This is a genomic window from Actinacidiphila sp. bgisy160 (genome assembly GCF_965342435.1).
Lineage (GTDB): Bacteria > Actinomycetota > Actinomycetes > Streptomycetales > Streptomycetaceae > Actinacidiphila.
Window position 1 is genome coordinate 98,925 of record NZ_CBDRCM010000017.1, and the last position, 26,222, is coordinate 125,146.

General features: G+C 68.8%; 25 protein-coding genes and 2 pseudogenes. 14 read left to right on the forward strand and 13 right to left on the reverse strand.

Annotated features, from left to right (window positions below; all coding sequences use genetic code 11):
• Positions 1–202: 202 nt before the first annotated feature.
• The 5 genes and pseudogenes from ACRWNP_RS16510 to ACRWNP_RS16530 form a co-directional block, all read left to right on the forward strand.
• Entirely contained in the window at positions 203–703 is a 501-nt protein-coding gene (locus ACRWNP_RS16510) for a hypothetical protein (RefSeq protein WP_431962016.1), read from the forward strand.
• Positions 700–1,044: a transcriptional regulator gene (locus ACRWNP_RS16515; RefSeq protein ID WP_431961989.1), complete on the forward strand. Its 345-nt coding sequence runs from the start codon at positions 700–702 to the stop codon at positions 1,042–1,044. Before ACRWNP_RS16510 ends, ACRWNP_RS16515 begins: the two co-directional genes overlap by 4 nt.
• Positions 1,041–1,973, forward strand: coding sequence for an ABC transporter ATP-binding protein (locus ACRWNP_RS16520; protein WP_431961990.1), 933 nt, complete (start codon positions 1,041–1,043; stop codon positions 1,971–1,973). The genes ACRWNP_RS16515 and ACRWNP_RS16520 overlap by 4 nt, the downstream gene beginning before the upstream one ends.
• Positions 1,970–2,845, forward strand: a complete 876-nt coding sequence (locus ACRWNP_RS16525; RefSeq protein WP_431961991.1) for an ABC transporter permease — start codon at positions 1,970–1,972, stop codon at positions 2,843–2,845. The genes ACRWNP_RS16520 and ACRWNP_RS16525 overlap by 4 nt, the downstream gene beginning before the upstream one ends.
• A gap of 200 nt (positions 2,846–3,045) precedes the next feature.
• Positions 3,046–3,303 (forward strand): annotated as a pseudogene (locus ACRWNP_RS16530) (Tn3 family transposase); the annotation flags it as partial.
• Positions 3,304–3,350: 47 nt separating this feature from the next.
• Here ACRWNP_RS16530 and ACRWNP_RS16535 read toward each other — a convergent pair.
• The gene (locus ACRWNP_RS16535) at positions 3,351–3,974 is read right to left on the reverse strand and encodes an NADPH-dependent F420 reductase (protein WP_431961992.1); all 624 of its coding nucleotides are present in this window, start codon (positions 3,972–3,974) and stop codon (positions 3,351–3,353) included.
• Positions 3,975–4,007: 33 nt separating this feature from the next.
• A complete protein-coding gene (locus ACRWNP_RS16540) occupies positions 4,008–4,742 on the reverse strand; it encodes an SDR family NAD(P)-dependent oxidoreductase (protein ID WP_431961993.1) in 735 nt (244 codons plus the stop codon).
• Between the two features lie 143 nt (positions 4,743–4,885).
• Between ACRWNP_RS16540 and ACRWNP_RS16545 the strand changes: the two genes are divergently transcribed.
• Positions 4,886–5,497, forward strand: a complete 612-nt coding sequence (locus ACRWNP_RS16545) for a TetR/AcrR family transcriptional regulator (RefSeq protein ID WP_431961994.1) — start codon at positions 4,886–4,888, stop codon at positions 5,495–5,497.
• 382 nt (positions 5,498–5,879) lie between these two features.
• Here the strand turns inward: ACRWNP_RS16545 and ACRWNP_RS16550 are convergent, their stop codons facing one another.
• Positions 5,880–6,314, reverse strand: a complete 435-nt coding sequence (locus ACRWNP_RS16550) for a transposase family protein (RefSeq protein ID WP_431961995.1) — start codon at positions 6,312–6,314, stop codon at positions 5,880–5,882.
• 399 nt (positions 6,315–6,713) lie between these two features.
• On the opposite strand from ACRWNP_RS16550, the gene ACRWNP_RS16555 reads away from it, so the two are divergent.
• The 3 genes and pseudogenes from ACRWNP_RS16555 (at position 6,714) to ACRWNP_RS16565 (ending at position 10,653) form a co-directional block, all read left to right on the forward strand.
• Positions 6,714–9,365, forward strand: a complete 2,652-nt coding sequence (locus ACRWNP_RS16555) for a hypothetical protein (RefSeq protein WP_431961996.1) — start codon at positions 6,714–6,716, stop codon at positions 9,363–9,365.
• Between the two features lie 135 nt (positions 9,366–9,500).
• A pseudogene (locus ACRWNP_RS16560) lies at positions 9,501–9,824 on the forward strand (transposase family protein); the annotation flags it as partial.
• A gap of 256 nt (positions 9,825–10,080) precedes the next feature.
• The gene (locus ACRWNP_RS16565; RefSeq protein ID WP_431961997.1) at positions 10,081–10,653 is read left to right on the forward strand and encodes an ISAs1 family transposase; all 573 of its coding nucleotides are present in this window, start codon (positions 10,081–10,083) and stop codon (positions 10,651–10,653) included.
• Positions 10,654–10,862: 209 nt separating this feature from the next.
• Here the strand turns inward: ACRWNP_RS16565 and ACRWNP_RS16570 are convergent, their stop codons facing one another.
• The 4 genes from ACRWNP_RS16570 to ACRWNP_RS16585 form a co-directional block, all read right to left on the reverse strand.
• Positions 10,863–12,083 (reverse strand): NAD(P)/FAD-dependent oxidoreductase, encoded by a 1,221-nt coding sequence (locus ACRWNP_RS16570; protein WP_431961998.1) that lies wholly within the window; start codon positions 12,081–12,083, stop codon positions 10,863–10,865.
• Entirely contained in the window at positions 12,080–12,286 is a 207-nt protein-coding gene (locus ACRWNP_RS16575) for a ferredoxin (RefSeq protein WP_431961999.1), read from the reverse strand. Before ACRWNP_RS16575 ends, ACRWNP_RS16570 begins: the two co-directional genes overlap by 4 nt.
• Positions 12,283–13,203 (reverse strand): pyridoxamine 5'-phosphate oxidase family protein, encoded by a 921-nt coding sequence (locus tag ACRWNP_RS16580; RefSeq protein ID WP_431962000.1) that lies wholly within the window; start codon positions 13,201–13,203, stop codon positions 12,283–12,285. Before ACRWNP_RS16580 ends, ACRWNP_RS16575 begins: the two co-directional genes overlap by 4 nt.
• Positions 13,204–13,565: 362 nt before the next feature.
• The gene (locus ACRWNP_RS16585; RefSeq protein ID WP_431962001.1) at positions 13,566–14,030 is read right to left on the reverse strand and encodes a VOC family protein; all 465 of its coding nucleotides are present in this window, start codon (positions 14,028–14,030) and stop codon (positions 13,566–13,568) included.
• A gap of 146 nt (positions 14,031–14,176) precedes the next feature.
• On the opposite strand from ACRWNP_RS16585, the gene ACRWNP_RS16590 reads away from it, so the two are divergent.
• The 3 genes from ACRWNP_RS16590 to ACRWNP_RS16600 all read left to right on the forward strand — a co-directional run bounded on the left by ACRWNP_RS16590 (position 14,177) and on the right by ACRWNP_RS16600 (position 16,191).
• Positions 14,177–14,746 (forward strand): CGNR zinc finger domain-containing protein, encoded by a 570-nt coding sequence (locus ACRWNP_RS16590; protein ID WP_431962002.1) that lies wholly within the window; start codon positions 14,177–14,179, stop codon positions 14,744–14,746.
• A gap of 92 nt (positions 14,747–14,838) precedes the next feature.
• Positions 14,839–15,636, forward strand: coding sequence for an alpha/beta fold hydrolase (locus ACRWNP_RS16595; RefSeq protein WP_431962003.1), 798 nt, complete (start codon positions 14,839–14,841; stop codon positions 15,634–15,636).
• Positions 15,637–15,963: 327 nt separating this feature from the next.
• Positions 15,964–16,191, forward strand: coding sequence for a hypothetical protein (locus ACRWNP_RS16600; protein ID WP_431962004.1), 228 nt, complete (start codon positions 15,964–15,966; stop codon positions 16,189–16,191).
• A 162-nt stretch (positions 16,192–16,353) separates the two neighbouring features.
• On the opposite strand, the gene ACRWNP_RS16605 is transcribed toward ACRWNP_RS16600, so the two are convergent.
• Both ACRWNP_RS16605 and ACRWNP_RS16610 read right to left on the reverse strand, forming a co-directional pair.
• Entirely contained in the window at positions 16,354–16,698 is a 345-nt protein-coding gene (locus tag ACRWNP_RS16605) for a hypothetical protein (RefSeq protein ID WP_431962005.1), read from the reverse strand.
• On the reverse strand, positions 16,695–19,235 hold the full coding sequence (locus tag ACRWNP_RS16610) for a hypothetical protein (protein ID WP_431962006.1): 2,541 nt from the start codon (positions 19,233–19,235) through the stop codon (positions 16,695–16,697). The genes ACRWNP_RS16605 and ACRWNP_RS16610 overlap by 4 nt, the downstream gene beginning before the upstream one ends.
• A gap of 83 nt (positions 19,236–19,318) precedes the next feature.
• Here ACRWNP_RS16610 and ACRWNP_RS16615 point away from each other — a divergent pair, with 83 nt between their 5' ends.
• Positions 19,319–19,591, forward strand: coding sequence for a hypothetical protein (locus ACRWNP_RS16615; protein WP_431962007.1), 273 nt, complete (start codon positions 19,319–19,321; stop codon positions 19,589–19,591).
• Between the two features lie 234 nt (positions 19,592–19,825).
• On the opposite strand, the gene ACRWNP_RS16620 is transcribed toward ACRWNP_RS16615, so the two are convergent.
• Both ACRWNP_RS16620 and ACRWNP_RS16625 read right to left on the reverse strand, forming a co-directional pair.
• Entirely contained in the window at positions 19,826–20,206 is a 381-nt protein-coding gene (locus tag ACRWNP_RS16620) for a hypothetical protein (protein WP_431962008.1), read from the reverse strand.
• Between the two features lie 1,119 nt (positions 20,207–21,325).
• Entirely contained in the window at positions 21,326–23,212 is a 1,887-nt protein-coding gene (locus ACRWNP_RS16625; RefSeq protein WP_431962009.1) for an ABC transporter ATP-binding protein, read from the reverse strand.
• A 162-nt stretch (positions 23,213–23,374) separates the two neighbouring features.
• On the opposite strand from ACRWNP_RS16625, the gene ACRWNP_RS16630 reads away from it, so the two are divergent.
• A complete protein-coding gene (locus tag ACRWNP_RS16630) occupies positions 23,375–24,268 on the forward strand; it encodes a class I SAM-dependent methyltransferase (RefSeq protein WP_431962010.1) in 894 nt (297 codons plus the stop codon).
• Here ACRWNP_RS16630 and ACRWNP_RS16635 read toward each other — a convergent pair.
• Both ACRWNP_RS16635 and ACRWNP_RS16640 read right to left on the reverse strand, forming a co-directional pair.
• Positions 24,263–25,123 (reverse strand): alpha/beta fold hydrolase, encoded by an 861-nt coding sequence (locus ACRWNP_RS16635; RefSeq protein WP_431962011.1) that lies wholly within the window; start codon positions 25,121–25,123, stop codon positions 24,263–24,265. The genes ACRWNP_RS16630 and ACRWNP_RS16635 overlap by 6 nt on opposite strands.
• 66 nt (positions 25,124–25,189) lie before the next feature.
• Complete coding sequence (locus ACRWNP_RS16640; protein WP_431962012.1) at positions 25,190–25,954, reverse strand: alpha/beta hydrolase; 765 nt, start codon at positions 25,952–25,954, stop codon at positions 25,190–25,192.
• Positions 25,955–26,222 lie beyond the last annotated feature (268 nt).

Here is a 26,222-nt window from a genome sequence, read left to right on the forward strand (position 1 = left end):
CGTTGTCCACCGAGCTGGTGGTGCCCGGCTGGCCGTCCTGAAGCGCGGTCCCGCCTGCTCCTCCCGCGCCGATGTCCACCGCGGCCTGCTCCAGGCGGGGAGGCGTGAAGACGAAGTTCCCTCCGTCTTGCCTACCAGGAAAGCCAAGAGTAACTTTCCTGATAGGAAAGTTATCGGGGACAGGAGGGTGATGGCCGTGAGCATGCCGGTGGATGCCGAACAGGCATGGAAGGATCTCCAGCGCATCCGAGTGCCGCAGGAGCGGGTGTACGACGAGTTCGAGCGCTCCGTGTCCGGCGGGCGCGGCATGGCCTACGGCACGGCCGCGCTCATGTGGGTGTTCCTTGCCGGCGTGGGCATGGACCTGCCCCAGTGGGGCGTCGGACTGTTCATGGCCGCCTACGCCGGCCTGTTGAGCGTGCTGGTCGTGATGAGCAGCCGCAGGAGCCGGATGCGACTGCATCACACTCGCTGCCCCGGGCGTACGTGGGCCGCGTTCGGTGCGGCGGCGGTGCTGGTCGGTGGGACGATCGTGCTGTCGGACCACCTGACCGAGCCGCTGGCGCCGATCTACTCCGGCCCCATCCAGGCCACGGCCGCGGTGGCCGTGTACCTGCTCTCCCTCGGTCCCGCCAACCGCTGGGCGGCTGACTCGGTGCGGAGCGGCGGCGAACCGGCGGTCGGCGAGGCGACGGGCCGATGAGCACCCCCGCCGGCTTCGACGAGCTGATCCACCCCGCCACCCGGCTGTCAGTGGTCGCGCTGCTGGCCGCCACCGAGTCGGCGGACTTCGCGTTCGTCCGCGACAGCCTCTCGCTCAGCGACTCCGCGCTCTCCAAGCAGCTGCACACCTTGGAGGGGGCCGGATACCTGGAGATCCAGAAGGAGGGCGGCGGCCGCAACCGCCGTACGAAGGTACGGCTGACGGACCGCGGGCGCACCGCCTTCGAGGGACATGTGGCGGCACTCCGGGCCATCGTTGACAGCGCCGGACCCGCGACCGGGGCGGCACAACAGCAGTACCCCGCGGAGGCGGGCCGATGACGACGTTCGGGCGCACCGGCGTCCAGCCCGTGATCCACGTACGCGATCTGACCATGGCGTACGGCGATGTCGACGTCCTGCGCGGCGTCGACCTGGACATCCACCGCGGCGAGGTCTTCGCGCTGCTCGGGCCCAACGGCGCGGGTAAGACCACCACCGTCGAGATCCTGGAGGGCTTCCGGCAGCGCTCCGGCGGGGAGGTGAGCGTCCTCGCCACGGATCCCGAGCGGGGCGGCGACGCGTGGCGAGCCCGGATCGGCCTGGTCCTTCAGTCCTGGCGCGACCACCGCCGCTGGCGGGTCGCCGAGTTGCTGACGCACTTCGCGACCTACTACCCCGACCCGCGCGCCCCGGCCGAACTGCTGGCCCTGGTCGGCCTCACCGACCAGGCCGGCCGGCAGGTGGACCGACTGTCCGGCGGCCAGCGCCGGCGCCTCGACGTCGCGCTCGGCATCGTCGGCCGCCCCGAACTCCTCTTCCTGGACGAGCCGACCACCGGCTTCGACCCCCAGGCGCGGCACGAGTTCCACGTCCTGGTCGAACGGCTGGCCCGCGACGAGGGCGTCACCGTCCTGCTCACCACCCATGACCTTGCGGAGGCCGAGCGGCTCGCCGACCGGATCGCCATGCTGGTCGGCGGCCGGATCAGGGCCTGTGGCCCACCCGCGGAACTGGCCCGGCGAGCCGCCGCCCAGGCCGAGGTCCGCTGGACGGCCGACGATGGGACGCCCCGCCGCGAACGCACCGAGGACCCCTCACGGCTGGTCTGGGAACTCCACCGGCACGCCGCCGGACCGATCGCCGACCTGGAAATCCGCCGCCCGACGCTGGAGGACACCTATCTGCACATGGTGCACCGGGAGGCCGATGGCACGGATGGGGCCGACGGCACGGACAGGGACGCGGACGAGGAGGCACGGGCCGCATGAGGGTGGCACACAAGACGAACAGGACGAACATCTGGCGTGCCGGGCTCCGGCGCGGCGGAATCGAGCTGCGACACCTCCTGCGCAACGGCAGGGAGGTGTCCGGCCATCTGACCAACGTGGTCGTCGCGCTGCTCGTCGCCGCCTACATCGACGACGATGTGCCGGGTACCCATACCCCGATGACTCATCTGGTGCTGGCGGGCTTCGCCGCCTATCTGCTATTCCAGGTCGGGCTGATCTACCTCCCGCAGATCCTCGTGACCGAGCGGGAGGAGGGCGCCCTGCTGCGGCTGCGCGCCACGCCCGGCGGGATACCGGCCTTCCTCGTCGCCAAGTGCCTGCTGGTGGTCGTCATGGCGCTCGGCACCCTGGCCCTGCTCCTGGTCGCCGGGGCGCTGCTGGTGGACGGGCCACTGCCGCGCGGGCCGGGGGGCTGGCTGACGCTGCTATGGGTCACCCCGCTCGGGCTGCTCGCCGTCGTACCGCTGGGCGCGGCCATAGGCGCCGTGCTGCCCAACCCGCGCGAGGCGTTGGCGTGGACCATGCTGCCCACCATGGGGCTGCTGATCACCTCCGGAGTGATGTTCCCGATCACCTCGCTGCCCGTGCCGGTCCAGCAGGTGGCCTCCGTCTTCCCGCTCAAGTGGATGGCACAGGGCCTGCGTTCGGTGCTGCTGCCGGACGCCGCACGGACCGCCGAGGTGGCCGGCTCCTGGGAACTGCCCACGGTCGCCCTGGTCCTGACCGCCTGGGCCGTCCTCGGGTTCCTCCTCGCGGTGCCCCTCCTGCGCCGCGCCGCCCGCCGCGAGTCCGGCTCCCGCCTGTCCGCGCGCCGCCGCAAGACGGCACAGAGCGGCGCGCTGCCCGCGTAGGCGGCGTCGCAGGCAGCGGTTCCGCCGGCGCCGGCAAACCCTGAGATCGAACCTCCACGACCCGACGCACGAAGCCGGTACGGATCTGACCGCATGACCAGTGAGGCCCCTCCAACGCTGCGGAGAGGCCTCACCGATTTCCAGAACCACCGGTACACGCCCCGGTCACGGCCTCGAACTCCTGAAGCCGAGAACTCGGGCGGCGGTCAGGACCGATCTCCGCCTGCGACTATCTCGCTGATGAGCATCTCCGGCGCGAGATCAACGGCGGACTACAGGTCGTCGAGAGCTGGAACTCCACCAACGACGAGATCTCCTACGGCCGCGAGAGCGTCCTCACCGGCGCCGAACGCGAGCACGCCGAGGTCTCCATGCTCGCTCTCCATCTCCTGCGATCCAGGCTGATCCTGATCAACACTCAGCTTCTCCAGGCGGTCCCCGGCGATCCGCAGTGGGCCGGGACGCTCACCGCACAGACCGGCGCGGGCATCCGTCAACCGGCTGCTCAGACGGCAAGTTCGGTGATGCTGAGGGCGAAGTCCAAGTTCCCCACCCCGTGGTTGGCGAGGCCCACCGTGACCACGCCCGCTCCTTCCAGCCAGTGCGCCATTTTCAGGCCGCCGACGTCCAGCGGGCGCATCCCGAGGCTCTCGATGAACGCCTCCACACTTGCCTTGGCCCGCGCATTGTCGCCGGCGATGAAGACGTCGGGCCGCCCCTTCTCCAGGACATGGCGGAAGACGGTGTTGAACGCCTTCACCACGCTGGCGCCGGCCGGGGCGACCTTGGCGACTTCCTGCGCGATCGAGGTCTCCTCGCGGTGGGCCAGCCCGTCGAACGCGGAATTGAAGGGGTTGCTGATGTCGACGATGACCTTGCCCGCGAGAGCGTCTCCGTACTGGGCGACGGCCGGCACGACACCGTCGTACAACAGGGCCACGATGACGATGTCCCCGGCCGGGGCGGTGCCCCATTCTCCCGTCGTGGTGCCGCCGCCGAGAGCCTTGGCCAGGTCAGCGGCCTTGGACTGATCACGGCCCATGACCTCGACGGTGTTGCCGCCCGCTATCGCCCGCGCACCGATGGTGCGGGCCATGTTCCCGGTGCCGATGATGCTGATGCTGCTCATGAGATGTCCTGCCCTGGTCGTATGTTGTCCGGTTCAGAGGGCGGTGGTGCCGCCGTCGGCGACGAGCTCCATGCCGTTGACGTAGCTGGAGTCGTCGGAGGCGAGGAAGAGGGCGGCGGTGGCGATCTCTTCGGGGCGGCCCATCTGGCCGCGGGGGATGAGGGACTCGAACTGGCGCTTGGTGGCCTCGTCGAAGAGTTCTTCCTGCTTGGCGGTGGCGACCTGGCCGGGGGTCAGGACGTTGACGCGGATGCGGCGGTCCTTGAGCTCGTTGAGCCAGATGCGGGCCCAGGCCTGCTGGACGGCCTTGCTGCCGGCGTAGACGCTCCAGCCGGGGAAGGCGCCGAGGGAGGCGTTGGAGCCGGTCATGAGGATGGAGCCGCCGTCGTTGAAGAGCGGAAGGGCCTTCTGGACCGTGAACAGGGTGCCGCGGGCGTTGAGCCCGAACCAGGTGTCGAACTGGGCCTCGGTGATCTCGCCGAGCGGGGCGGGCTCGCCCCCTCCGGCGCTGGCCCACAGCACGTCAAGACTGCCCTTCTCCCGCTTGACGGTGTCGTACAGGCGGTCCAGGTCGTCCAGGTCGGCGGCGTCGCCCTGGACGCCGGTGACGTTGCGGCCGATCTGCTTCACGGCCTCGTCCAGGGCCTCCTGGCGGCGGCCGGTGATGAAGACGTGCGCTCCCTCGTCGACGAACAGCTTCGCGCCGGCCAGCGCCATGCCGGTGGTGCCGCCAGTGATGACCGCTACCTTGCCGTCGAGCTTTCCCATAGTCATTCCCTTGAGTCGGTGGTGCCGTGCGCACCTGGGACGGCGGCGTTATGTACACCGCCCTGTGTACGTACCGTACGGGGCGGGCGGCCGGGGTGCAACTATGTACACCGTCCGTTACCCATGTCGGGTAGCATGGGTCTATGACGGAGTTGGAGAAGGGCCCCACGGGCCGCCGCCGCGGCCGGGGCGCCCGCGAGCGCATCCTCAGCGCGTCCCAGCAGCTGTTCCGCGAGCAGGGCATCAACCGCACCGGCATGGACCAGCTATGCGCGGCGGCCGAGGTGTCCAAGCGCACGGCCTACCAGCACTTCACCAGCAAGGACGAACTCGTCGCCGAGTATTTGCGCCGGTTCGACCCCTCCGTTCTGTCCGGCGTGTTCGACCGCACCGACCTCACGCCCCGCGAACGGCTCCTCGCCGCCTTCGACATCCCCCCCACCACCCCCCTGTGCCCCTACATCGGTGCCGCCGTCGAACTGAACGACCCCCAGCACCCCGCGTCCCAGTACGCACGCGACTACAAGAAAGCCGTCGCCGCGCGGCTCGCCGACACCGCCCGCGAAGCCGGCGCCCCCGACCCCGAACAGCTCGGCGAGCAGCTCGCGCTGCTCATCGACGGCGCCGCGGCCCGCACCCGGGTCCTCAACGCCGACGCCTTCCCCACCGCCGCCGCCATCGCCGCCGTCCTCATCGACAACGCCATCCCCGCCACAGCCAGCGATGACCGGCGACCGGAGGAAGTGTCGAGTTGACCCGGCACTCCGCGGCCGGGCTGGACGCGCTGCCGATCGGGCGGTTGCACCCGCTGGTACGCGACACCAGCCGCCCGGCACCTCGCCCGGATCTGGCCGGCTTTTACGCTGCCCGCCCGCCTGCTGCAGGCCGCAGCAGAAGCGGCGGGGAGACGGCGACCCCGAAACTTCAGGAACTCGAGGCCGTCATCCCGGCCCAGCGACGCTGGCGGGCCACCCGCATCTTCACAACCTCAACGAGCCGGAGACTTGCCACCCCTCTTGTCCACTCCACCGCGGCGCTCTCCTCGCGGGGCAGCACGGCGTTGACTTCTGGACCGAGTGAGCCGAACGTGCCGGTCCTCGAACGCACGGGCCGCCGGGGTAAAGCCACTGAGCCATTTCAGCGTTGCCACTCCAGGGTGAGGATGGCTTTGGCTGCTGACGACAGGCGGTTGGGGCTGCAGCGGGCGTGACGGAAGATGCGCCAGCGCTTGAGGGTGGCCATGCCGCGTTCGACGGGATAACGGAGCCGGGCGTGCGAGCGGTTCATCGATCTTTGCCGGGCGGTGAGCTCGTTGCGGGGCGGGCGTCGGGTGGGCGTCGCGAAGGTGCCGCCGGCGCCGAGGTAGGCCAGGTCGGCCAGGGCGGGAATGCCGAGGCGGACGCAGGTGGCCACGATGCGATGGACCAGCAGCACCGCCACGAACGGGTGACGCCTCCCGCGCCGCGAGCGCGGATCAGCCAGCGTCTGCAGCCGCAGCGCCAGCGGACCGATCGACCGATGCTGACGGCTGGGCGACTTGGTCAGGCAGACGGTGGCAGACTGGCGGCACATCGAAGCTCCTTTGGGCGAAGGCGACTTGGGAAGGTCACCTCCACAACGGAGCTTCGTTGCGTCGCGCGCCCAGCAGACATCGTCACACCGTCGTGACCTGCACACTCACAAGATCACTCAGACTTTGAAATCACCCTGGGCTCCCGGCCCCGCCGCCCAGACCGGAACTGAGTTGCCGTGCGCGGATCGTCTTTGCTGCAGCCATCTCCGCTGGCATTGCGCCGAGATGCATGCTGCGGGATCCTGCTTCAGGCTGGGAAGTATACGGATCCGAGATGCATGGGGAAATCCATGATGACGCATCCGAAGCGGGCCCGAGTGGCTCCCTCATCCCTCCCGCTCCGATACCCAGGGCGCCGGTGGCTGTACTTTGGCGTCCTGCTGGCTGGACTCCTCGCCATGGCTTATTGGGCCGGTCATATGTGGAAGGGCAGCAGTTCGGCTGAATGGCACTCGTGGGCGTGGCTGAATGAACTCTTTGGCGGTATCGCAGGGCTGGTGACTGGAAGTAACGGGGGCGAAAACGTACCGGCGAGTGCCCGTTTTGCGGCACTCGCGCTGCTCCTGTGGATATTCGCGGCTTGGCGGCGTGCGCTGCTCGCTCGCAGTGCGTACAAGCCTGGGCCAGTCGAAGTACAGCCGCTTCAGGATGCCACCGGGACGTCCGCTACTACTCCGCCAGTCGCCGGTCTGACCGCGCAGTTTCGCCAACAGCTTTCGGAGACAAGCCTGTACCCGCCGCCTGGTGTCCCCGAGCCACCTGAGGAAAGCGTTCTCGACCTGGTCGGGGACATGGACCCCGACCCAAAGCGTCTCGGGGCAAGCATGATGCGGTTCCTGGCGCGCTTGAGGCCGAAGCTCGCATACCGGGTCAGGGGAGAGCTACGGGCTCGCGACCAAGAACCGCGCTACGGCCTAACCGTGACCGTTACCTCGTACGCGCTCGGCGGCTGCCGAATGACAACGGTGTGGGGATCAAATTGGGAAGAGGCTGTCAGCAGCGCCGCGTACTGGGTTGTCGCGTCGCTCCTGCCCGTCACCCGAGCAGGCAAGCGCCTTCCCTGGCGTGACTGGGTAGGGCGTGATATTCCCCCTGAGCTGTTTGAGGCAGTCCAGAGAGCAAATCAGCTCCACAAAGTTCACCAAAATGATGAGGCAATGCACTGGTACTACAAGGCGCTGCAACTTGACCCGCTCAACCCCTATATACGATTCGAATTGTCGAAAGTGCAGCAGGAATGCGGCCTGTACATCGATGCCCTTGACATGATCCAAGGATCGCTTATATCTGACGGACAGCGGGAAGACGACTACACGCGGCGACTCTGGCAGTCATTCGGACATCTCCGCCGCCCCCGATATTTGTTGCATCTGCGGCGACGTCCAGACGCGATTGAAGTGCGATACGCCCACGCGATGTTGCTTCGACTCTTCGATGACCGAGACGAGGGCGAAAACCGGCGCCCGCGTTGTCGACCTTGGCACGGACGCCCTGCGGATGACCGGAACGATGATCGGGACCTGGCGACGCAGTGGTGCAAGCGTAATGGAGATGATTCGCGCGCGAGGGTACGCGAAGGTATCCGCCGGCGACTGATTCCAATATTGGCGAATCGATACTGGCCCATCGGCTACCTGGAAATGGTCAAAGCCGAGAGGCTGCGGAGCTTCGAAGGTGCGGATCCAAAGAAAAGGGAGGATGCGCGAAAGTGTGTCGAAGCTATTCTTAGCAGCGATTCTTGCAGGCGAGTCCGTTTGTTCTTCCAGCGGGCATCTGAACAGGAGATGGTCAGACTTGCCGCAGACTGTAAGCTCGCTTTCATCGTCCCAGGTGGCGCGAATTCCAGGACTCGCACATGGACCAATCTGCGAATCTGCCGTGACCTGCTGGTCCCTCTGGAATTGTCCCGGGCGTGGGATGAGTATTCAAAGGCGGAGCCTGGGGAAAACCCTATCGCTCTCCCAGGATTCGGCTGGCGGGGAACAACGCATCGGCCGTTTACCGGACTGCCGTCACCTTTGTCCGTCGATGCCCTAAGGGAACGGGTCAAGAAGTACCTCTACTTTTCGCACTGGCCGCTGCGCATGGATTGGCCGCTGCGAACGGAAAGCAGGCAGTGGCAGGATCATTACAACGCGGCCTGCGTGTACGGGGCCGCAATGCGAGATAGTCGAAAAATATGGGATCCGAAAAACGATGAGACACGACAGAAAACGTATAAGAAGACACGTGATCCACTCCTAGCCGAACATGCAATTGACGAACTGAAGAAGGCGCTGCGTGCTTCCGACAGTTCCTACACTACCGTCGAGACCGAGAAGAACATGTGGCTGATTGCCATTGATCCCGATTTGGCAGATCTCAGGAAGACGGATGCCTTCAGGGATTTTGTGGGCCATATGTACCCGCACGCCAGAGCGCTCTCCAAAACTCCTCCCGGTGTCGTTCAGCACCAGATGGCCACCTATGACGAACAATTCCTAGCAGCAGAAGCCCGCGCTATGGAGCAAGCCTGGCATCGACGAAGCGGAAACTCCTGTGCCGATATTCACTCCATGATTGAGTGGTTCCGTAAGGAGAAAAGCGTCTGGGATTCGGTGGAGAAGGTCGCAGCGGTAAGCGCTCGCGACTGGCCGACCAGGGTTGCTCTGATACGAGAGGTCAGAAAGGCATCCCCTGTAGCAGTCACTGGAATGGGGAATGTCCCTCCAGGTATTCCGTCCCCAGAAGACTTGGAAGGCAAGCCAAAATCCAAGGATGCCCCAAAGAATCTCCCCGATCTCCTGGATAAGCTGCACACGGATCTAAACGGGCGCGCGTCGGTGGTCAGTAAGAGCCAGCAATGGCTCGACAAGCTGCTCGACGCCGATGCCTCAGGAGTTTCCGAGCTGCCACCGAAAGAGGCGGCCAAAATCTGTCATGCTTACGCCGCCACATGGCAAAGGCTCGGCGAGTGGTTCGAATCCCCTAACCGAAAGAGTCGAAAGAGAGCGCAGCGCTCTTTCGAAACATCACAGAAGCGGATACCAGGCCCTCCGCCATCAGGGTGATTTCAAATTCTGAGTGATCTTGTGAGTGTGCAGGTCACGACGGTGTGACGATGTCTGCTGGGCGCGCGACGCAACGCAACGAAGCTCCGTTGTGGAGGTGACCTTCCCAAGTCGCCTTCGCCCAACGGAGCTTCGATGTGCCGCCAGTCTGCCACCGTCTGCCTGACCAGGTGGCCCAGCCGTCAGCATCGGTCGATCGGTCCGCTGGCGCTGCGGCTGCAGACGCTGGCTGATCCGCGCTCGCGGCGCGGGAGGCGTCACCCGTTCGTGGCGGTGCTGCTGGTGGCCTGCTCGGCGGTGACCGCCGGAGCACAGTCCTTCGCGGCCATCGGGCAGTGGGCCAAGAACGCGCCGCACTACGTCCTGATCCGGCTCGGGGCGCGCACCGCCACCGCGCTCGGTGTGCGGGTGGCACCGAGTGGAGCGACGATCCGCCGGGTCATTCTGCACACCTGCCCCGGCGGTCTGGCCGACCTGCTGGGATGCGAGCCGGACGGGAGCGAGACGGTGGCTGTGGACGGCAAGAGCGCCCGCGGCTCGCGTCATGGCACCACCCCGGCCGCCCACCTGCCAGCCGCGATGACCGGCGGCGGGCAGGCCGTCACCCAGCTGCGAGTGCCGGACAAGACAAACGAAATCACCTGCTTCGCCGCCCTGTTGGAGCCCTTCGACCTGACCGGCGTCACGGTGACTGCAGACGCCTTGCACACCCAGCGTGACCACGCCCGATTCTTGGTGGAGGGCAAGAAGGCCCCACTACGCGTTCACCGTGAAGAAGAACCAGAAGGGCTTGTACGAGCAGTTGCGCACCCTGCCCTGGCAGCAGGCGACCGCGAAGTTCTACGACCGGACCACAGGACACGGACGCCTGGAGACCCGGGTGGTGCAAGCGCTGACCGTCACCGAACTCGGCGTGGACTTTCCGCACGCCGTCCAGGTCGCGAAGATCGTGCGGCACCGCACCAGCGTCACGACCGGCAAACGCAGCCGCGAGACCGTCTACGTCATCACCGATCTGAGCAGCAGGCAAGCCTCCCCGGAACGGATCGCGAAGATCGTCAGATCACAGTGGGTGATCGAAAACCGGCTCCACTTCGTACGCGACACCGCCTACCGCGAGGACGCTTCCAAGATCCGTACCGGACACGGCCCGGAGAACATGGCCGCCCTCCGTAGCTTCGCCATCAACCAGCTCCGTGCCGCCGGCCACACCAACATCGCGGCCGGACTACGGGAGATGGACCTCCGACCTTTCGAGCGACCGCTGACCCTCCTCGGACTCAGCTGACCAGCGTCAACCCAAGATCATCGGACTTTGCAATCGCCCTGCGTCGATGAGGCTGACTATTTCTCAGCCGGCTGACGGCGGGAACCGGCATTGAAACGAGCCCGGCGACCGGCAAGTGAGGGCGGCGCGGTGATGTGAAGCGTCAAAGGCGGCGCGATGTGGATCTCATCGCTGCCGCCTGGGCGCAGGTGCCCTGTCGGCCGGGCGGGTCAGGGGTGGGTCTGGGTCGCGAGGTGCTCGGCGAGTTGAGTGCGGTAGGCGGTGATGCGGGCGGCGCGGTTGGCGGTGAGGGCGCCGATGAGGTGGCCGTTGCGGTAGTAAGCGACATCGAGGCGGCGGTGGGTGGGGTCGAATTCGCGGACTTCGGTGTGATCGGCGTAGTGGGGTAGGCCCACGGCGCGGAAACGGACGGCGTACTGGGTGGACCAGAAGGAGGCGACGGGGTGGTAGGGGGTGGGGTGGTGAGGGTTGAGGAGGTTGTGGGCTGCGATCTGGGCTTGCTCGACGGCGTTGCTCCAGTGACCGAGGCTGATGCGGGTGGGAGCGTGTGGGTGGGGAAAACGGGTGACGTCGCCGGCCGCGACGATGTGGGGTAGAGGGGTGCCGTCGGTGCTGAGGGTCCGTGTGTATTCGTCGGTGGTCAGGCCACCGTTGTGGAGTTGGAGGCCGGAGGTGGTGAGCCAGTCGGTGTGCGGGCGGGCGCCGAGGGCGAGGAGCGCGGTGTCCGCGGTGATGTGCTGACTGGTGCCGGTGTTGTCGGCGATGGTGGCACCGGTGAGGCGGTGGGTGCCGTGGAGGCTGGTGACGGAGGCGTTGGTGATGACGGTGACGCCGGAGTCGTGGTGGAGCTGGGTCAGGAAACTGGCGGCTTTGGCGCCGACGGTGTTGTGCAGGGGAAGGGGTTGGGAGCCGACGAGGGTGACGCGGTGGCCGAGTTGAGTTGCCACGGAGGCGACCTCGCAGCCGATGAATCCAGAGCCGGCGATGAGGATGTGTCGCTGGTCGGCGGCGAGGTCGTTTCTGAGGTTTTGTGCGTCACGGAGGGTGCGGATGGTGTGGACGCCGGTGGTGGGAACGGAGTCGGGCCAGGTGCGGGCGCCTGCTCCGGTGGTGATGACGAGTCCGTCATAGGGGATGACGGAGCCGTCGTCGAGGTGGATTTCGTGGGTGGTGGTGTCGAGGTGGACGGCGCACTGTCCGTAGCGTTCGGTGAGGCCGAGTGGCTTGGTGCTTTCCAGGGTGAGGGCTTCGGGCCCGGCGTGCCCGAAGAGGAATTCCTTGGAGAGTGGGGGCCGATCGTAGGGCGGGTGGGGTTCGGCGCCGATGAGAGTGAGAGGGCCTTGGTGACCGCCGGCGCGCAGGGCTTGGCCGACGCGGAGTCCGGCGAGGGAGGCGCCGACGATGACGATGTTGTGGGGCGTGGTGGTCACGGCGATTTTTCGACGGTGATGGCGCGGACGGGGCAGGAGGCAGCGGCCTTGACGACCTTGTCGTAGAGGGCGGAGTCGGGCTCGGCGTTGTAGACGAGATAGTCGTCGTCGTCGAAGGAGAAGACCTCGGGGGCGGCGAAGACGCATTGGCCGTGGCTTTCGCAAAGGTTCATGTCGACGGTGACGTTGACGGTGGCGCTCATGCGGTGGCTCCTTCGATGGGCCGGGGCGGGGGTGGGTTGAAGCGGGAGTACTGGGGGGTGCTCCAGGTCAGAGGGGAGGCGTGGTCGGTCTGGACGATGTGGTGGATGGTGAATTCGACGATGCGTTGGGCGCCGGGGATGGCTTCGGCGTGGTGGGGATCCCAGTCGACGGTGGCAGTGCCGGTGAGCTGGAGGAGGGTGCCAGTGGCCCAGTCCGGGACGAGAAGGCCGGCGTGGGGGTTGACCTGGATGTTGCCGAGGGTGTTGAACATGGCGTTGCCGACGTAGTCGGGCCATCGAAGTCGTGTGGGGCTGAGGGGTTGGAGAAAGCCGGGGTTGCCGCCGCGGTGGGAGGCGTCGGCATTGCCGTCCTGGTCGGTGGTGGCGATGAAGAAGGTGTCGGCTCCGGTGAGGAAGGTGGTTTGTTCGGTGCTGAGTTCGCGACTGTGGCGAGGGGCGGCGGGCATGGCGGGTCGCTTCGTGGGTTCCCGCTTTTGGATGTATTTGGGGCAGTTGGCATAGACCTGGTCGAGGGTGATGTGGAGGCCACCGGCCGTGGGTTGGGCGGTGCCGTTCATGCGCATGCGTCGCCGGGTGGTGGGCTCCATGGCGAGCATGCCGAGGTGGGTGGGGTGGCTGAGTGCTTCGTGGAGCGGGTCGCCGGGTGCCGGCATGGCGGCGATGTCCAGGGACGTTGGGCCGCCGGCGGAGATGAATCCGGGTTCGCCGGTGAGTTGTGAGGCCCAGACGTCACCGTTGGCGTCGGTGCCGCCGATGACGATCACGGGTTGTTCGGCGAGGAACTCGCGGGCGATGCCGGGGATCGCCGCCCCGATGGCCGCGGAGGAGAAGTCGGCATTGTCCAGCAGGCCGGCTCGTTCCTGCGCGATGCGTTCGCCGTGATGGTAGGCGCCCATGTCCGGCTCCTTTCCGGGTCGGTGGATGGCGGCTCCTGGGCTGCCGCATGGAGCGGCAGCCCAGGAGCCGGAATGTCCGGATGCCCGCGACCTTCACGGGCTCACTCATGACGTCTGGTGACATTGCCTGTGCCATGGCCGGCGGGCGGCCATGTGACGCGCCGCACCAGAAGCCGCCCCCAGCCAAGGTCATGTACCGAGCGCGGAGGCCCATGTCGTCATTCCGGCTGGATCAACGGGGCGGCGTCACGCGGTTTCAAAAGCAGGGCGCGGCAGGGAGTGACCGCGGAGCACTGGCGACCGACGACAACTCGCGGTGGAAGCGGAAGACGCTGCCGGCCCGGCAGAAACCCGATACAGGCTTAGAAGAACCCGCAGGTCGGAGCGGCCCCCGCGGGGGCGGGGGCGTTCTCCGCACCGGTGGGTGCGTAGATCTCCAGGCGGATGCCGTCGGGGTCGGTGAAGAAGATGCCGCCGGATGCCGCGCCTTCGCCATGGGAGACGACGCCATCGTGGATGAGATCGACGCCGAGCTCCCGCAGGACCGCCTCGGCGGTCTTGATGTCGTCGATGGATTCCACCTGGAAGGACAGGTGGTGCAGGCCCGCGGTTCCGGTGGCGAACGAGGCACTGCTCTGCTGCCACAGGGTCAGGACGAGGCGGCCGTCGCGGCCGAGGAAAGCCCAGCGCTGGGCCTCGTCCTTGCCTTCGGCGATGACTTCGAAGCCGAAGACGCGGTTGTAGAACGGCAGCGACGTGTCGAGGTTGTTCACGTTCAGGCCGACGTGGCCGGTCTGCAGGGGTGCGCCGGCGAGGGACAGGGGCATGAGGGACGCCTTCCGTTGTACGGAGTCGGACAAGACCAGTCCGATCTAACCGTTGAAACGAACGTTAGCGGTTACCTTGGTCGGGGTCAACCGGTAAAATGTGGATCAACGGTTATCCTGGCCACACGACGCGAAAGGGCATCTTGATGAACCGTGACCCCGCCCGCGCCATCGGCGCGGACCCCCGCCCCCTCATCGGTGAGCCACTGCCGCTGGACCTGCTCAACAGCCGCTGGATCGACGAGAGTGGTGCGCACGACCTGCTGGAATACCCCGATGGAGTGGGGATCTGGCTCTCCTCCGCGGGTCTCGCCGACACCGCACCGCACACCCAGGAGACCCTCGACGCGCTCCTGACCACCCGCACGGCACTTGCCGCACTCCTCGACGAGAAGGCCGATCGCCGGCAGGCCGTCAATGGGCTGAACGAGACCCTCCGGCACGGCAGGCTCCAGCGCCGGCTGGGCCCCGAAGGTCCCGAGACCGTCGTCGACACCGACTCCCCCAGCTGGCTCCCGGCCTGGAAGGCGGCCGATGCCTACCTGCGACTACTGGAGGAGAACCCCGGCCGCATCCGCAAGTGCGCCAACCCCGAGTGCGTGCTGCATTTCTACGACATCTCCAAGAGCGGCGGCCGCCGCTGGTGCTCCATGGCCGTCTGCGGCAACCGCACCAAGGCCCGCCGCCACTACACGCGACACAAGAAGAACGCCTGAGCTCCGCGCCTCATGGCCGGGCATGGGTGCAGTGCGGCCCGCGAGGCACTCGACCGCCGGCGATGCGATGAGCGGCAAGGGAGGACACCGCGATGATGTTCGACTGGGGAAAGCAAAGGCTGCACTGCACCGATGAGGGGACAGGTCCGCCCATCCTTTTCCTGCACGGTCTGGGAGGGAACGCCAGTAATTGGCTTCACCAGCGCCGTCACTTCTCGAGAACCCACCGCGTGATCGCGCTGGACCTGCCCGGACACGGTCGCTCCACGGGCGTCGACGTGTCTTTCCGGGAATACCGGGACGCGATTGAGGCCACGCTCGACCACTGCGAGATCGATCAGGTGTCGATCATAGGCCTGTCCAAAGGCGCTCGCGCCGGCCTGTCATTCACTGCGCATCGGCCCGAACGGGTCCACAAGCTGGTGATCGTCAACGCCTTTCTCCATCTCACGCCAGAGGACCGGAGAAGCCGACTCGAGCTGTACGAACTGCTTCTCCGGCCTGGCGGGCTTCATGTTTGGGGAGATCGGCTGCTGCGGCAGATGGGGGTACGTGAGCATACTGCGATCTGGCGCGGGTTCACCGCGTCTCTCTCTTCGATCACTCCGACTCACCTTCACTCGGTGTTCCGCGAGCTCGTCGATATCGACCAGAGGCCGGAGCTGCAGAACCTCCGGAAACCCATCCTCCTGATCAGAGGAGAAAAGGATGCGTTCATTCCTCCGTATTGCGTGGAGGAGATGAGCGCGATCTGCTCGACGAGCGAGGTTCTGCACTTGTCGGACAGCGGTCATCTTCCTTACCTGGATGATCCGGTCAGGTTCAACAAGGCGATCGAGAGTTTCCTGCTCGGGGAGGCGCGAACGCCGTCGGCGATTTCGGCGGGGTGACGGAAGCCAGGGCCGGCATTCTCGCAGCCGAGGCCGGTCGGGCGGCAGCGTCACCCGAACCGCCCGAGCCGCCCTCGCCTGGGCGGCGGCCTTGTCTTCGGCGTGTCCGTCCATTGCGGCCCATTACAGTCGGCTCCGGTGTGGGTCAGCCCTTCAGGATGCCGTGCAGGAGCAGGTCGATGAGCCGAGTCGCCAGGTCGCGACGCCCCTCGCTGGAGGCCATGAGGCTGATTCCACCCAGGGCCATGAGTACGTCCTGGGCGTCGACCTCGGAGCGGGCGGGGGAGTGCCGACAGCCCCACCACGTTCGAGGCCACCAGCACCGACGTGTCCTGGAAGGACATCCCGCAGGGAGCCGCCACGTCCGTGTTGCTCGCCGCCTCCCCGCTGGTCGAAGGGGTCACCGGCCGGTACTTCGAGGACTGCAACGAGGCCGCCCCGCACCAGCCCGGTATCCGCCGCGGCGTAGCCGCCCACGCGGTGAACCCCGAGCGGGCGGCCCTCCTCTGGCAGGTCTCCACCGACATGCTCGCGGCTGCCGCGGCCACCGTCTGATCACCCCCGCGACCCCCTGGCCGCGGTGAAGGCGGGCCGCCCCGGAAGGGCGGCGCATGAGGAAATTCAAGGGAACCGCAGCCAGCGACACGATGTCCTCAGCCAACGACCCATCGTCTGTTGGCCGTGCGGCCGACCCCCGCACGCCGGCTCCGGACCAGATCAGCACCGCGATGAGCCGACGGGTTCGATACCCCGGATCACGGCGGCAGAGCGCGCCCCGCTGACCGACATGTAGGTGATCGCGGCCAACGGAGTTCTGTCGGGCGTGTCCCGAGCGCCCCCGCGATGCGGTCGCATCTTCGACGGTGGGATCAACGGCTCTGCGAGCTCCCGCACCTTCGACTTACCGCCCGACCGGCGAGTCCGGCGACCGGGAGCGAGCCGAATAGCGGTAATCAGGTCGTCCTCGATGGCGAAGGTATCTCCGCAGAGCAGCACGTAGTGTGCGGAGCCGCATGCCGGCATCTGCTCGGTGAGCATCGTGACGGGGGCGTCGCGTGTCATGCGTCGGCTTCGTCCGGGCGTGCTGTCTGGTGGGTCTGGGGCTGGTCGAGGCGTGCGCCGCAGTCGGGGCAGAACGGCCGGGATATGTCGGCGACGGCCGAGCCGCACCCCGGACAGGTGGTCGGGACGGACGCGATGGGCTTCACCACCACCGGTACGAGATGACCAGGCACCGGAATGTACCCGGCGGCGGTCTCGGCGGCCCTGCCGTGCCGCGCGTCCCGTACCAGCTGATGATGCACGACCGCCTGCCGGGCCCCGGCAAACGGTCCACCGACGAGCCGCTGACGGACCCGGACGAGCTCAGCGAGCCCGTCACGCCGACGCGCGCCGGCGCCGCGCATCCGCTGCTCCGCGCCCACGAGGAAGAGCATCAGGTCGAGCCGGACCTGCTCGGCCATCGCCGCGGCAGTACGCGAGACCAGGGCTGCCCGCAGCTGGATGCCTTGCGCGTGCCGGAAGTGGTCGTACTGCATCGGCAACATGGGGTGCCCCGTCGCCAACGCCGGCAGGAGCATCAGCGTGGACGACTCCGACATGAGGTGACCGCACTCTGCGGCGCTGAGGTGATCGCCCGTCCCGAGAGCGAGCAACCAGTCCTCCAGGGCCGGCGTGCCGGCCCGCTCTCGCCAGCGCGCCCGGGCGCTGTGGACGTCGCGCTCCCCTGCAGCCAGCGCCTGCCACCACAGCGCGGATTGTTCCGCCGTCTGGCCCCGGTGCCCGAGGTGGTCGGCCAACCCGATCCGGGCGCCCGGTTCGCCAGCCTCCACCGCCGCGCGCCAGGCGCGCTCGGCCCCGTCGGTGTCGCCGCACAGTTCCAGGTGGTCGGCCAGGCCGCTGCGGGCCCGCGGGTCGCCATCGGCGAGGGCGCGCAGCCAGACCTGTTCGGCCTCGGGCACCCGGCCGTGGGCGTGCAGCAGGTCGGTGAGCGCGCGCCGCCCGTCCAGGTCGCCGGCGGCGATCGCCTCCCGCCAGGTCTCGGCGGCCTCGTCGATCCGGCCACACCATTCGAGTAGGTAGGCCACGGGAGCATGGTGCTCCGCAGTGCCGTCGGCGGCCGCCGCGCGCAACAACTCCTCGGCCTCGCCGAGCCGATCCTGGGCGATGAGCAGGGCGGCCAGTCCGGTGGGCGCATCCGCGCTGCCAGCATCCGCTGCGGCACGATAGAGCGCCTCGGCGGCTGCCGACTCGGCCCGCTCGGCAGCTGCAGCGGCCCGGTACAGCTCGTCGGGGTCGGTGCCCAGACGGGCGATCTCCTGCCAGACGAGTGCGGGAACGTGAGAGTGCGCCCGGGTGCGGAGGCCGTGCTGGAGCAGGTAGTCCGACACCACATGGCCGACCGTCCGGCGGTTGTCCGCGTCGGCCACCCGCGTAATCGGTGCGATCACGCCGCCACCCCGGCGGACCGTCGTCACCTCGGCCAGGGCTGGGGCGAACCAAGCATCGTCCTCCTCCGGGGCTGGCAGGTAGGCGCGGGCGAGCGCGGCGAGCAACTCGGCGGTGAGCGGGGCACGCAGGCCGATCCGGTGGGCGTCGATCGCGGCGGTGATCACCGCCTTCGGGGCCGGCGCCGCCTCCTGCCAGCGCCACACCGTGACGGGGCCGCCAGCGAGCACCTCGGTGACGCCGTGCCGCGGGTCCGCCGTTGCCTTCGCCATCCGTCCGTCGGTGCGGGCGAGCGCCTCAGCGGCCGCGCGTTCAGCGGTGTCGAAGGTCTCCAGGAACAGCCGACGCACGCCCGGAAAGCTGAGCACCGCATGGGCGTTGGGGTGGGTGGGCGCCTGATCCGGCCCCTGGGCGACCAGCCTGCTGAAGGTCTCCGGCCACAGGGTGCCGACCAGCACGACCGGGACGAGCGACTCCAGCAGCCGGCGCACCACGGGCAGGGTGAGCGTGCGGTCGGGTTCGACCAGATAGTGCTCCAGCTCGTCCAGCCAGATCACCAGCCGGGGCAGCCGGAAGCCGGCGTCGGCCACCTGGGCAACCAGGGCCGTGTCGTCTGGGTGGAGCAGCGCGAACCGGGGCAGCGCCTCCCGCACGGCCTCGTACGCGAGGCGGGTCTTGCCCACCGAGGAGTCGCCGACGATCAGCAGAAACCCGCCCTTGACCGCCGCCTCCACGCGCAGCCAGTGCACCAGTTCGGGGAAGCAGCCGCGCTCCACCCACGTCGGCAGGTGCGGGTCCGGTTGCGGGTCGTCCGGCAGGCGTACGGTGTTCTCCGGCACATCCGGTAGCGGGACTGCTTGGTGCACGCCCAGCCTGAGCGGATCGGTCTCGGTCACTCTGGGCAGCGCGCCCCGTCGGCCCATGTGCGCCCGCAGGGCCGCCACCGCAGCCCGGTCTGCCTGGCCGCCCACCTGACGCCGCTCCAGCCAAGGGCGTAGCGCTGCATCCTGGAACACCGTCAGCACCGCCGCCGCCGGCGCGGCCCACCACACCGAGGCGCCCAGGCCCTGGAGCAGCACGCCACCACTGGTCAGCGCCGCCAGGAAGAACACCGGAGCCAACACCCAGCGCGCTCTCGGTCGGTATGCCATGGGCGGTATTCAACTGGCAGCCCACCGTCCGCGTCCGGCAAACACGTTGACCGTTCTGGTGTTCCGTATTAAGACGGCGGTAAGTGTGGGGCAGCGTCCTCGTCGCCCTGGGCGCCATCGTCACCGGCCTGTGGCGCCGCACCGCGGCCGTCGTCCGGTTCTTCCGGCGGGTGACTCAGTTCATCGACGACTACTTCGGCGAGCAGGCCCGTCCCGGGGTGCCGGCGCGGCCGGGCCTGATGGAGCGTATGCGCGACATGGAGGAGCGGCTCGAGGCCGTCTTTCACGAGGTGTTCCCCACGACGGCGGCTCGTTGCGGGACGCCGTCGACCAGGCGAACGCCCGCTCGCGCCTGATGTGCCCGGACTGCGACCACGCCCAGGAGGTGGCCAGGAATGAGCAGCAAGCAACCTTGACCCTCGTGACCCTCGGCATCGTCAGCGGTGGCACGGTCGTTGGCGGCGCCGGCATCCGCGCCGTGGTGGAGATTGTCCGCGTCCGTGCCGGGCAGGACCGCAGGTCATACCCCAGCCCCGCGAGCGCGCGGGACGCCAGGGCCGTACGCCCGCCCCGCGACTCCGGGGTGGGCGTCAGTCGTCGACAACGAAGGTGAAGGACCACAACTCGAACACAGCCCCGGTTTTGCGGTTTTCGGCATAAGCCCTCGCGTAAACCTCCTCGTCTCCTACTTCGGTGCCGATTGCGCCGCTGGTTACGAGGATCTTCTGCGTGATGCTGTGCGGCTGTGCTCGCGCCGTGAGGAATGCCGGCTTTGACGAGCCATTCGCGATGATGTCGTCGTAGACGTTGTCATCCTCCCATATTTCTACCCAAGTCCGGTATGTGTTCTGCGCCGCAACATCCGACGCGGTGTAACTAATGCGCCAATTGACCGCCACCTCCCACCATTCGCCGGTTGATTTCCGTACGGTGAGCCCCACGGAGGTGAGCTTTGCTGCGGGGAGCGTCACGTTGAGTGCACCCCCCGAGGATGCTGTGCCCTCAGTGATATCCGGAGGCGTAGCTGCTGATGCCGCTGGGATGCTCCCCGTCAGCATCACAACGACCGCCCCGGATGTGAGCGTCTTTCGGCAGTACATGGTGATCTACCTCAGCAAACCCAGAGCGTTGTAGAGATGCCCCCGTGATTCCGATTCTCACTTGGCCTCACGGCGGCGCTCGACGGCTCGGTGGCTTGGATGCGAGCCAATTCATCGTGCCAAGAAGTTGACGTGTGAAATGGATTGTTGACAGCCGCAACGAGGGGTGCGCCCGCGATATCGCGGTCCAATTCCAGGATATCCCGGGCCTTGGAAAACGCTAAGTGCTAGCGGCTCTGACCAACCCCGACCGGCCCCCCGGTGGCCTCTGGGAGCGCGCGACGCTCAACAGATGCCGACGGTGTCGCGCACTCCCCGAAGACGAACGGTCAGCGGCTTGTCCGCCTGAGTACGGGTCAACTCAGTCCGCTGACTCCATAGTCGCTGGTACTCCACGGTCCGCCGGTCGCCAACGGGCTCATTCATCAGGCGCCGAATCAACTCGTTCACGTCGAACCGCGCGCAGGTGTGGCGAAGGGCCAAGGCGGAAGAGGAGGGGCATACCGCCACCGTAGGGGGGTGGCACTGACACCACCCTCAATCCTTCCGGCGCCGTCAACCGCCCCAACTGTCCGGCCAGGCCCCCGCCTACATCGCGCCGTCCGAGCTCGCGTGGGTCGTCATGGACCGGGCGATGGCCGCAACCCAGGACGCCGGCCAGCTCGCCGCCATAGCGGCAGCCGCGGGGAACCTGGGCGACATCCTGCGCGAGACCACCTTGCCGAAGAGGCTTTGCGTGTCGTCAACGAGGCGGCCGACCTGATCCGCCCCCATCTGGAGACGGCCCCGGAGGACGGCGCGTGCCGCCCCTGGTCACGCCTGTCGGCAAAGGCCCAGGGGGCGGTTTCCGGCCAAGAGCGGGAGTAGAGCCCGGGCATCGAGGACGTCAGGGATGCCAAGGTCAAAAGCGGTGTGGCCGCGGCCACACCGGAGCGGGCCGGAACGGGGCGGAAAGGGTTCGTTCGTCCCGAAGCGGCCCGCTGCCGCAGGTCAGCGCGCCGTGCCCGGCACGAGGCCCTCCGTGCTGAACTGCGTGCGGTACAGCTCCGCGTACCGGCCGTCCGCCGCCAGGAGTTCGGTGTGGGTGCCGCGTTCCACGATGTTGCCGTCCTCGACGACGAGGATGAGGTCGGCGGCGCGCACCGTGGAGAGGCGGTGGGCGATGACGACGGCGGTACGGTCGGTGAGGGCCTCGGCGAGGGCTTCCTGGACGGCGGCCTCGGAGGTGCTGTCGAGGTGGGCCGTGGCCTCGTCGAGGACGACGACGCGCTGGCCGGCCAGCAGCAGCCGGGCGATGGTCATGCGCTGCCGCTCGCCGCCGGACAGGCGGTAGCCGCGCTCGCCGACCACCGTGTCGAGGCCGTCGGGCAGTTCGTCGACGAGCCGGTCCAGACGGGCGCGGCGCAGGACGTCGCGCAGTTCGTCGTCGGTGGCGTCGGGCGCGGCGAGCAGGAGGTTGGCGCGGATCGTGTCGTGGAAGAGGTGGCCGTCCTGGGTGACCATGCCGACCGTGGCGCGGAGGGAGGCGGCCGTCAGGTCGCGGACGTCTGTGTCGCCGACGCGGACCGCGCCCCCGTCGACGTCGTACAGACGCGGCAGCAGCTGTGCGATGGTCGACTTCCCGGCGCCGGACGAGCCCACGAGGGCGACGGTGTGGCCGGGTTCGGCGCGGAAGGAGATCCCGTGGAGGACCTCGCCGCCGGTGCGGGTGTCCAGTGTCGCCACCTCCTCCAGTGAGGCGAGCGACACCTTGTCGGCGGCAGGGTAGCCGAAGCGGACGTCGTCGAACTCGACGGCGACCGGCCCGTCCGGCACGGGGCGGGCGTCCGGCCCGTCGGCGATCAGGGGACGGAGGTCGAGGACCTCGAAGACCCGCTCGAAGCTGACCAGGGCGCTCATGACGTCGACGCGGGCACCCGCGAGCGCGGTCAGCGGCGCGTAGAGCCGGGTGAGGAGGAGAGCGAGGGTGACGACGGCACCGGCGTCGAGCGTGCCGGTGAGCGCGAAGTGGCCGCCCAGACCGTAGACGAGCGCAAGCGCGAGGGCGGAGACGAGGGTGAGTGCCGTGATGAACGTCGACTGCGCCATGGCCGTCCGCACGCCGATGTCCCGGACCCGGCGGGCGCGTTCGGCGAAACGGGCCGACTCGTCGGCGGGCCGGCCGAAGAGCTTGACGAGGGTGGCGCCTGGCGCCGAGAAGCGCTCGGTCATCTGGTTGCCCATCGCGGCGTTGTGGGCCGCGGCCTCCCGCTGGAGGCGGGCCATGCGGGTGCCCATGCGGCGCGCCGGGACGACGAATACCGGGAGCAGGACGAGGGCCAGCAGGGTGATCTGCCAGGACAGGGTGAGCATGACGCCGAGGGTCAGCAGGAGGGTGACGAGGTTGCCGACGACCCCGGAGAGGGTGTTGCTGAAGGCGCGCTGGGCGCCGATCACGTCGTTGTTGAGACGGCTGACCAGGGCTCCGGTGCGGGTCCGCGTGAAGAAGGCGACGGGCATGCGCTGGACGTGGTCGAAGACGGCGGTGCGCAGGTCGAGGATGAGGCCCTCGCCGAGGTTCGCGGACAGCCAGCGGTTCAGCAGCCCGAGGCCCGCCTCGGCGAGGGCGATCACGGCGATGAGCACGGCCAGCGTGGTGACCCGCCCGGGGTCCCCGCCGGAGACGATGGCGTCGACCACCCGGCCGGCGAGGACCGGGGTCGCCACCGCGAGCAGCGCGGTCACCGTGCTCAGCAGGACGAACTCGGTGATGCGCCGGCGGTGGGGCCGGGCGAAGGCGCCGACGCGCCTCAGGGTGTCGCGGGCCAGGGGTCGTCGGTCCTGCGTGGCGTTCATGACGCTGTGCAACTGGGTCCAGGCCGTGGTCTCCATGCTCATGCAGTGACCGTAGAACCTCGACCGTCCTTGAGGTCAAGCCGCCCCCCGCGCGGAGCGGGCGCGGGCGGCGCGATGTCCGGCGCGGCGGCGTTCCCACGATACGGGCCGGAGATCGATATCCTCGCGTTCAGTTCGGCGGACCAGCCCTTCAGGGAGCAGTTCATGCCACATTCGGGAGAAACCGCGGACGGAATTCCCCGGCCGCAGCGTTTCGCGGACGTCAAAGGCTGGTTCTGGCCCGTGGACCAATTGCTCTTCGACTGGTTCCTGCGGCGGCAGAACGACCGGGAACACCCGGGTGACCTGCTGGAACTCGGCGCCTACATGGGGAAGAGCGCCATTTTCATGGGGAGCTACCTCCGTGCGGGGCAGCGGTTCACGGTGTGCGACCTGTGGGATTCCCCGGCCGTGGACGACCCCAACAGCGCCGAGATGCATTCGGCGTACTCGACACTGACCCGGCGTGCCTTCGAGGCCAACTACCTGTCGTTCCACGACCGGCTCCCCACCATGGTGCAGGGCCCGACCTCGCTGATCACCTCGCACGTCGGCGCCCGCAGCTGCCGCTTCGTGCACGTCGACGCGTCGCATCTGTACGAGCACGTCCGCGGCGACATCGCGGCGGCGCGCGAGCTGCTGCTCCCGGAGGGCATCGCGGCCTTCGACGACTTCCGCAGCGAGCACTGCCCGGGCGTCGCCGCCGCCGTGTGGGCGGCGGTGGCGACGGCCGGACTCAGGCCCGTCGTGGTCACGAGCACCAAGCTCTACGGCACCTGGGGCGACCCGGACCAGGCCCGCGAGGAGTTGCTGCCGTGGCTGAGGGCACGCGAGGACCTGTGGCACGCCGTGGACCAGGTGGCGGGTGTGCCCCTGATCCGCATCAGGGGCACGAAGGCGAAGGCCCCGGCCGCGCCGGTCTCCCGCCACGAGCCGCCCAATGGATACCCGTCCCTGGTCGGGGACCGGGCCTCCACGGCCCGCCGCCTGGCCAAGGACCTCGTCCCGCCGATCCTGGTCCGCGCCCTGCGGGCGTCCCGCCGCCGCCGCACGTCATGAGGCCCTGAGCTCGCCCTCACCTCCCAGGAACCCCGCGACGGCGGACACGAAGCGGCCGGCGTCGTCGAGCCAGGGGAAGTGCCCGGCCCCGGGCTGGACGACGAACCCGGCGTCCGGGAAGAGCGCCGCGAACTCGGCGACGGTGGCCGGAGGAGCCCCCAGGTCGACTGCCCCGGCCAGCAGCAGGACCGGCGCCGCCAGCCCGGCGAGGGCGGCACGGGTGCCGTCCGGGTCGAAGGCGCCCTCGCTGCCGAAGGCGGCGACCACCTCGTCCCTCGTCTGCTGCCGCTCGGCGGCCTGGTGGGCGCGCGCCGCCTCGTCCCAGCGGCCGTAGGAGAACGCGGCGACGGCCTGCCACCGCTCGGGTGTGGCCTCGCCCGCGACGATCGCCTCCAGGGCGGCGAACGCCTCCGGGAACCACGGCTCGTCCCGGCGCAGCAGGGCCGTCTCGCGCCTGAGGTCGCCCGTGACGGGGAGGCCGACGGCGCGGACGCTCGGCGTGACGAGGACGAGCCTGCCGACCCGGTCCGGATGGCGGCCCGCGTACTGGGCGGCGACGTTCGCCCCGGCGCTGTGCGCGAGTACGTCCATCCGGTCCAGGCCGAGGTGCTCGCGCAGGGCCTCGACGTCGTCGACGAGCCGGTCGCAGCGGCAGGAGGCGATGTCCCGCGGCAGCCCGGACAGGCCGGTGCCCCGCAGGTCCGGCCTGATCAGCCGCCGGTGCGCGGACAGGCCGCCGAGGTCGCCGAGGTACACGGAGTCCTGCGGCCCACCGGGCAGGCAGACCAGCGGGCGGCCCGAGCCGAGGACGTGGTAGGCGAGCTCGGTGCCGTCGTACGAGGGGAAAACGGGCATGGCGGAGATCCTTTCGGCGGTGTGCGGGCAAGAGAGCCGAGCGGGGTGGCGGGGCGTCCCGGAGGGTCAGGGGTGCGCCTGTCGCGCGCCGGGGACCCGGCAGAGACGACCGGCGAAGAAGCGCCGTTCGCTCTCCACCTCGGACGTGGGCAGCTCGATGTGCCGGCCCGGGTTGGCGTGGAGCGTCTTGTCGCGGGAGGCGAAGGCGTCGAAGAGGGCGAGGGCCGACGAACGCGGCACGAGCTCGTCGTCCCACTGCAGGAGGAAACGGACCGGCACGGTGATCCGGGCCGCCGCGTCCGTCAGGGACTCGTGGCCGAGCAGCCCGAACACGGCGGCGGTGACGCGGGGTTCGACGGCAACGAGCGGTACGCCGACCGCGCTGCCCAGCGACACGCCCCAGAACCCGACGGGGACGTCCCGGCCGACGCCGCCGTGGGCCCGCAGGGCGTCCAGGGTGGCGCGCCACTCCGGGACGGCCCGGGCGGCCAGCGCCGCGTTGTGGCGCGCGATGAGCGGGGCGACGGGCCCGCCGGAGGCGACCGCCTCCCTGATGCGTACCGCGGCGGCCTCGTCGCCGGGGGTCCGCGGGCGGTCGCCGTGCCCGGGTGCGTCGATGGCGGCGACCGCGAAGCCGCCGGTCGTCACATAGTGGTGGGCGCGGGCCAGGAGGCCCGGGGCCTTCTTGTGCCCGCCGCCGCCGTGGGCCAGCAGGATCAGCGGGCGGTCGCCGTCCGCGCCGGCGGGGGACCAGAGCACGCCGGTGATGTCGCCGAGGACGAAGAGGTGTTCCGAGACGCCGTTCGCGGTCGTCTCCGAGATGAAGCGCATGGGTCGGTGCCTTCCGGGATGCCTGCGGGCACTCCCGGGGACACCTGCGTCAGAGGATCCGCGCAGTCGTGCGGGAGGGGAGCACCCGGCCTGATACAGCGTTGATGGGTCTCACCTCCTCGGTCGTCACTGCACGGCGACGCTATCAGGCCCTTGATCGGGGGGCAGCCGGATTTCCGGGTTTCCGGGGCAGCCGGTCTCCCGGCACCTTCCCCCGGCCGGACGCCGCCCCCCGGCGTCACCGGGGGGGGCGACGCGAACGGCCCTA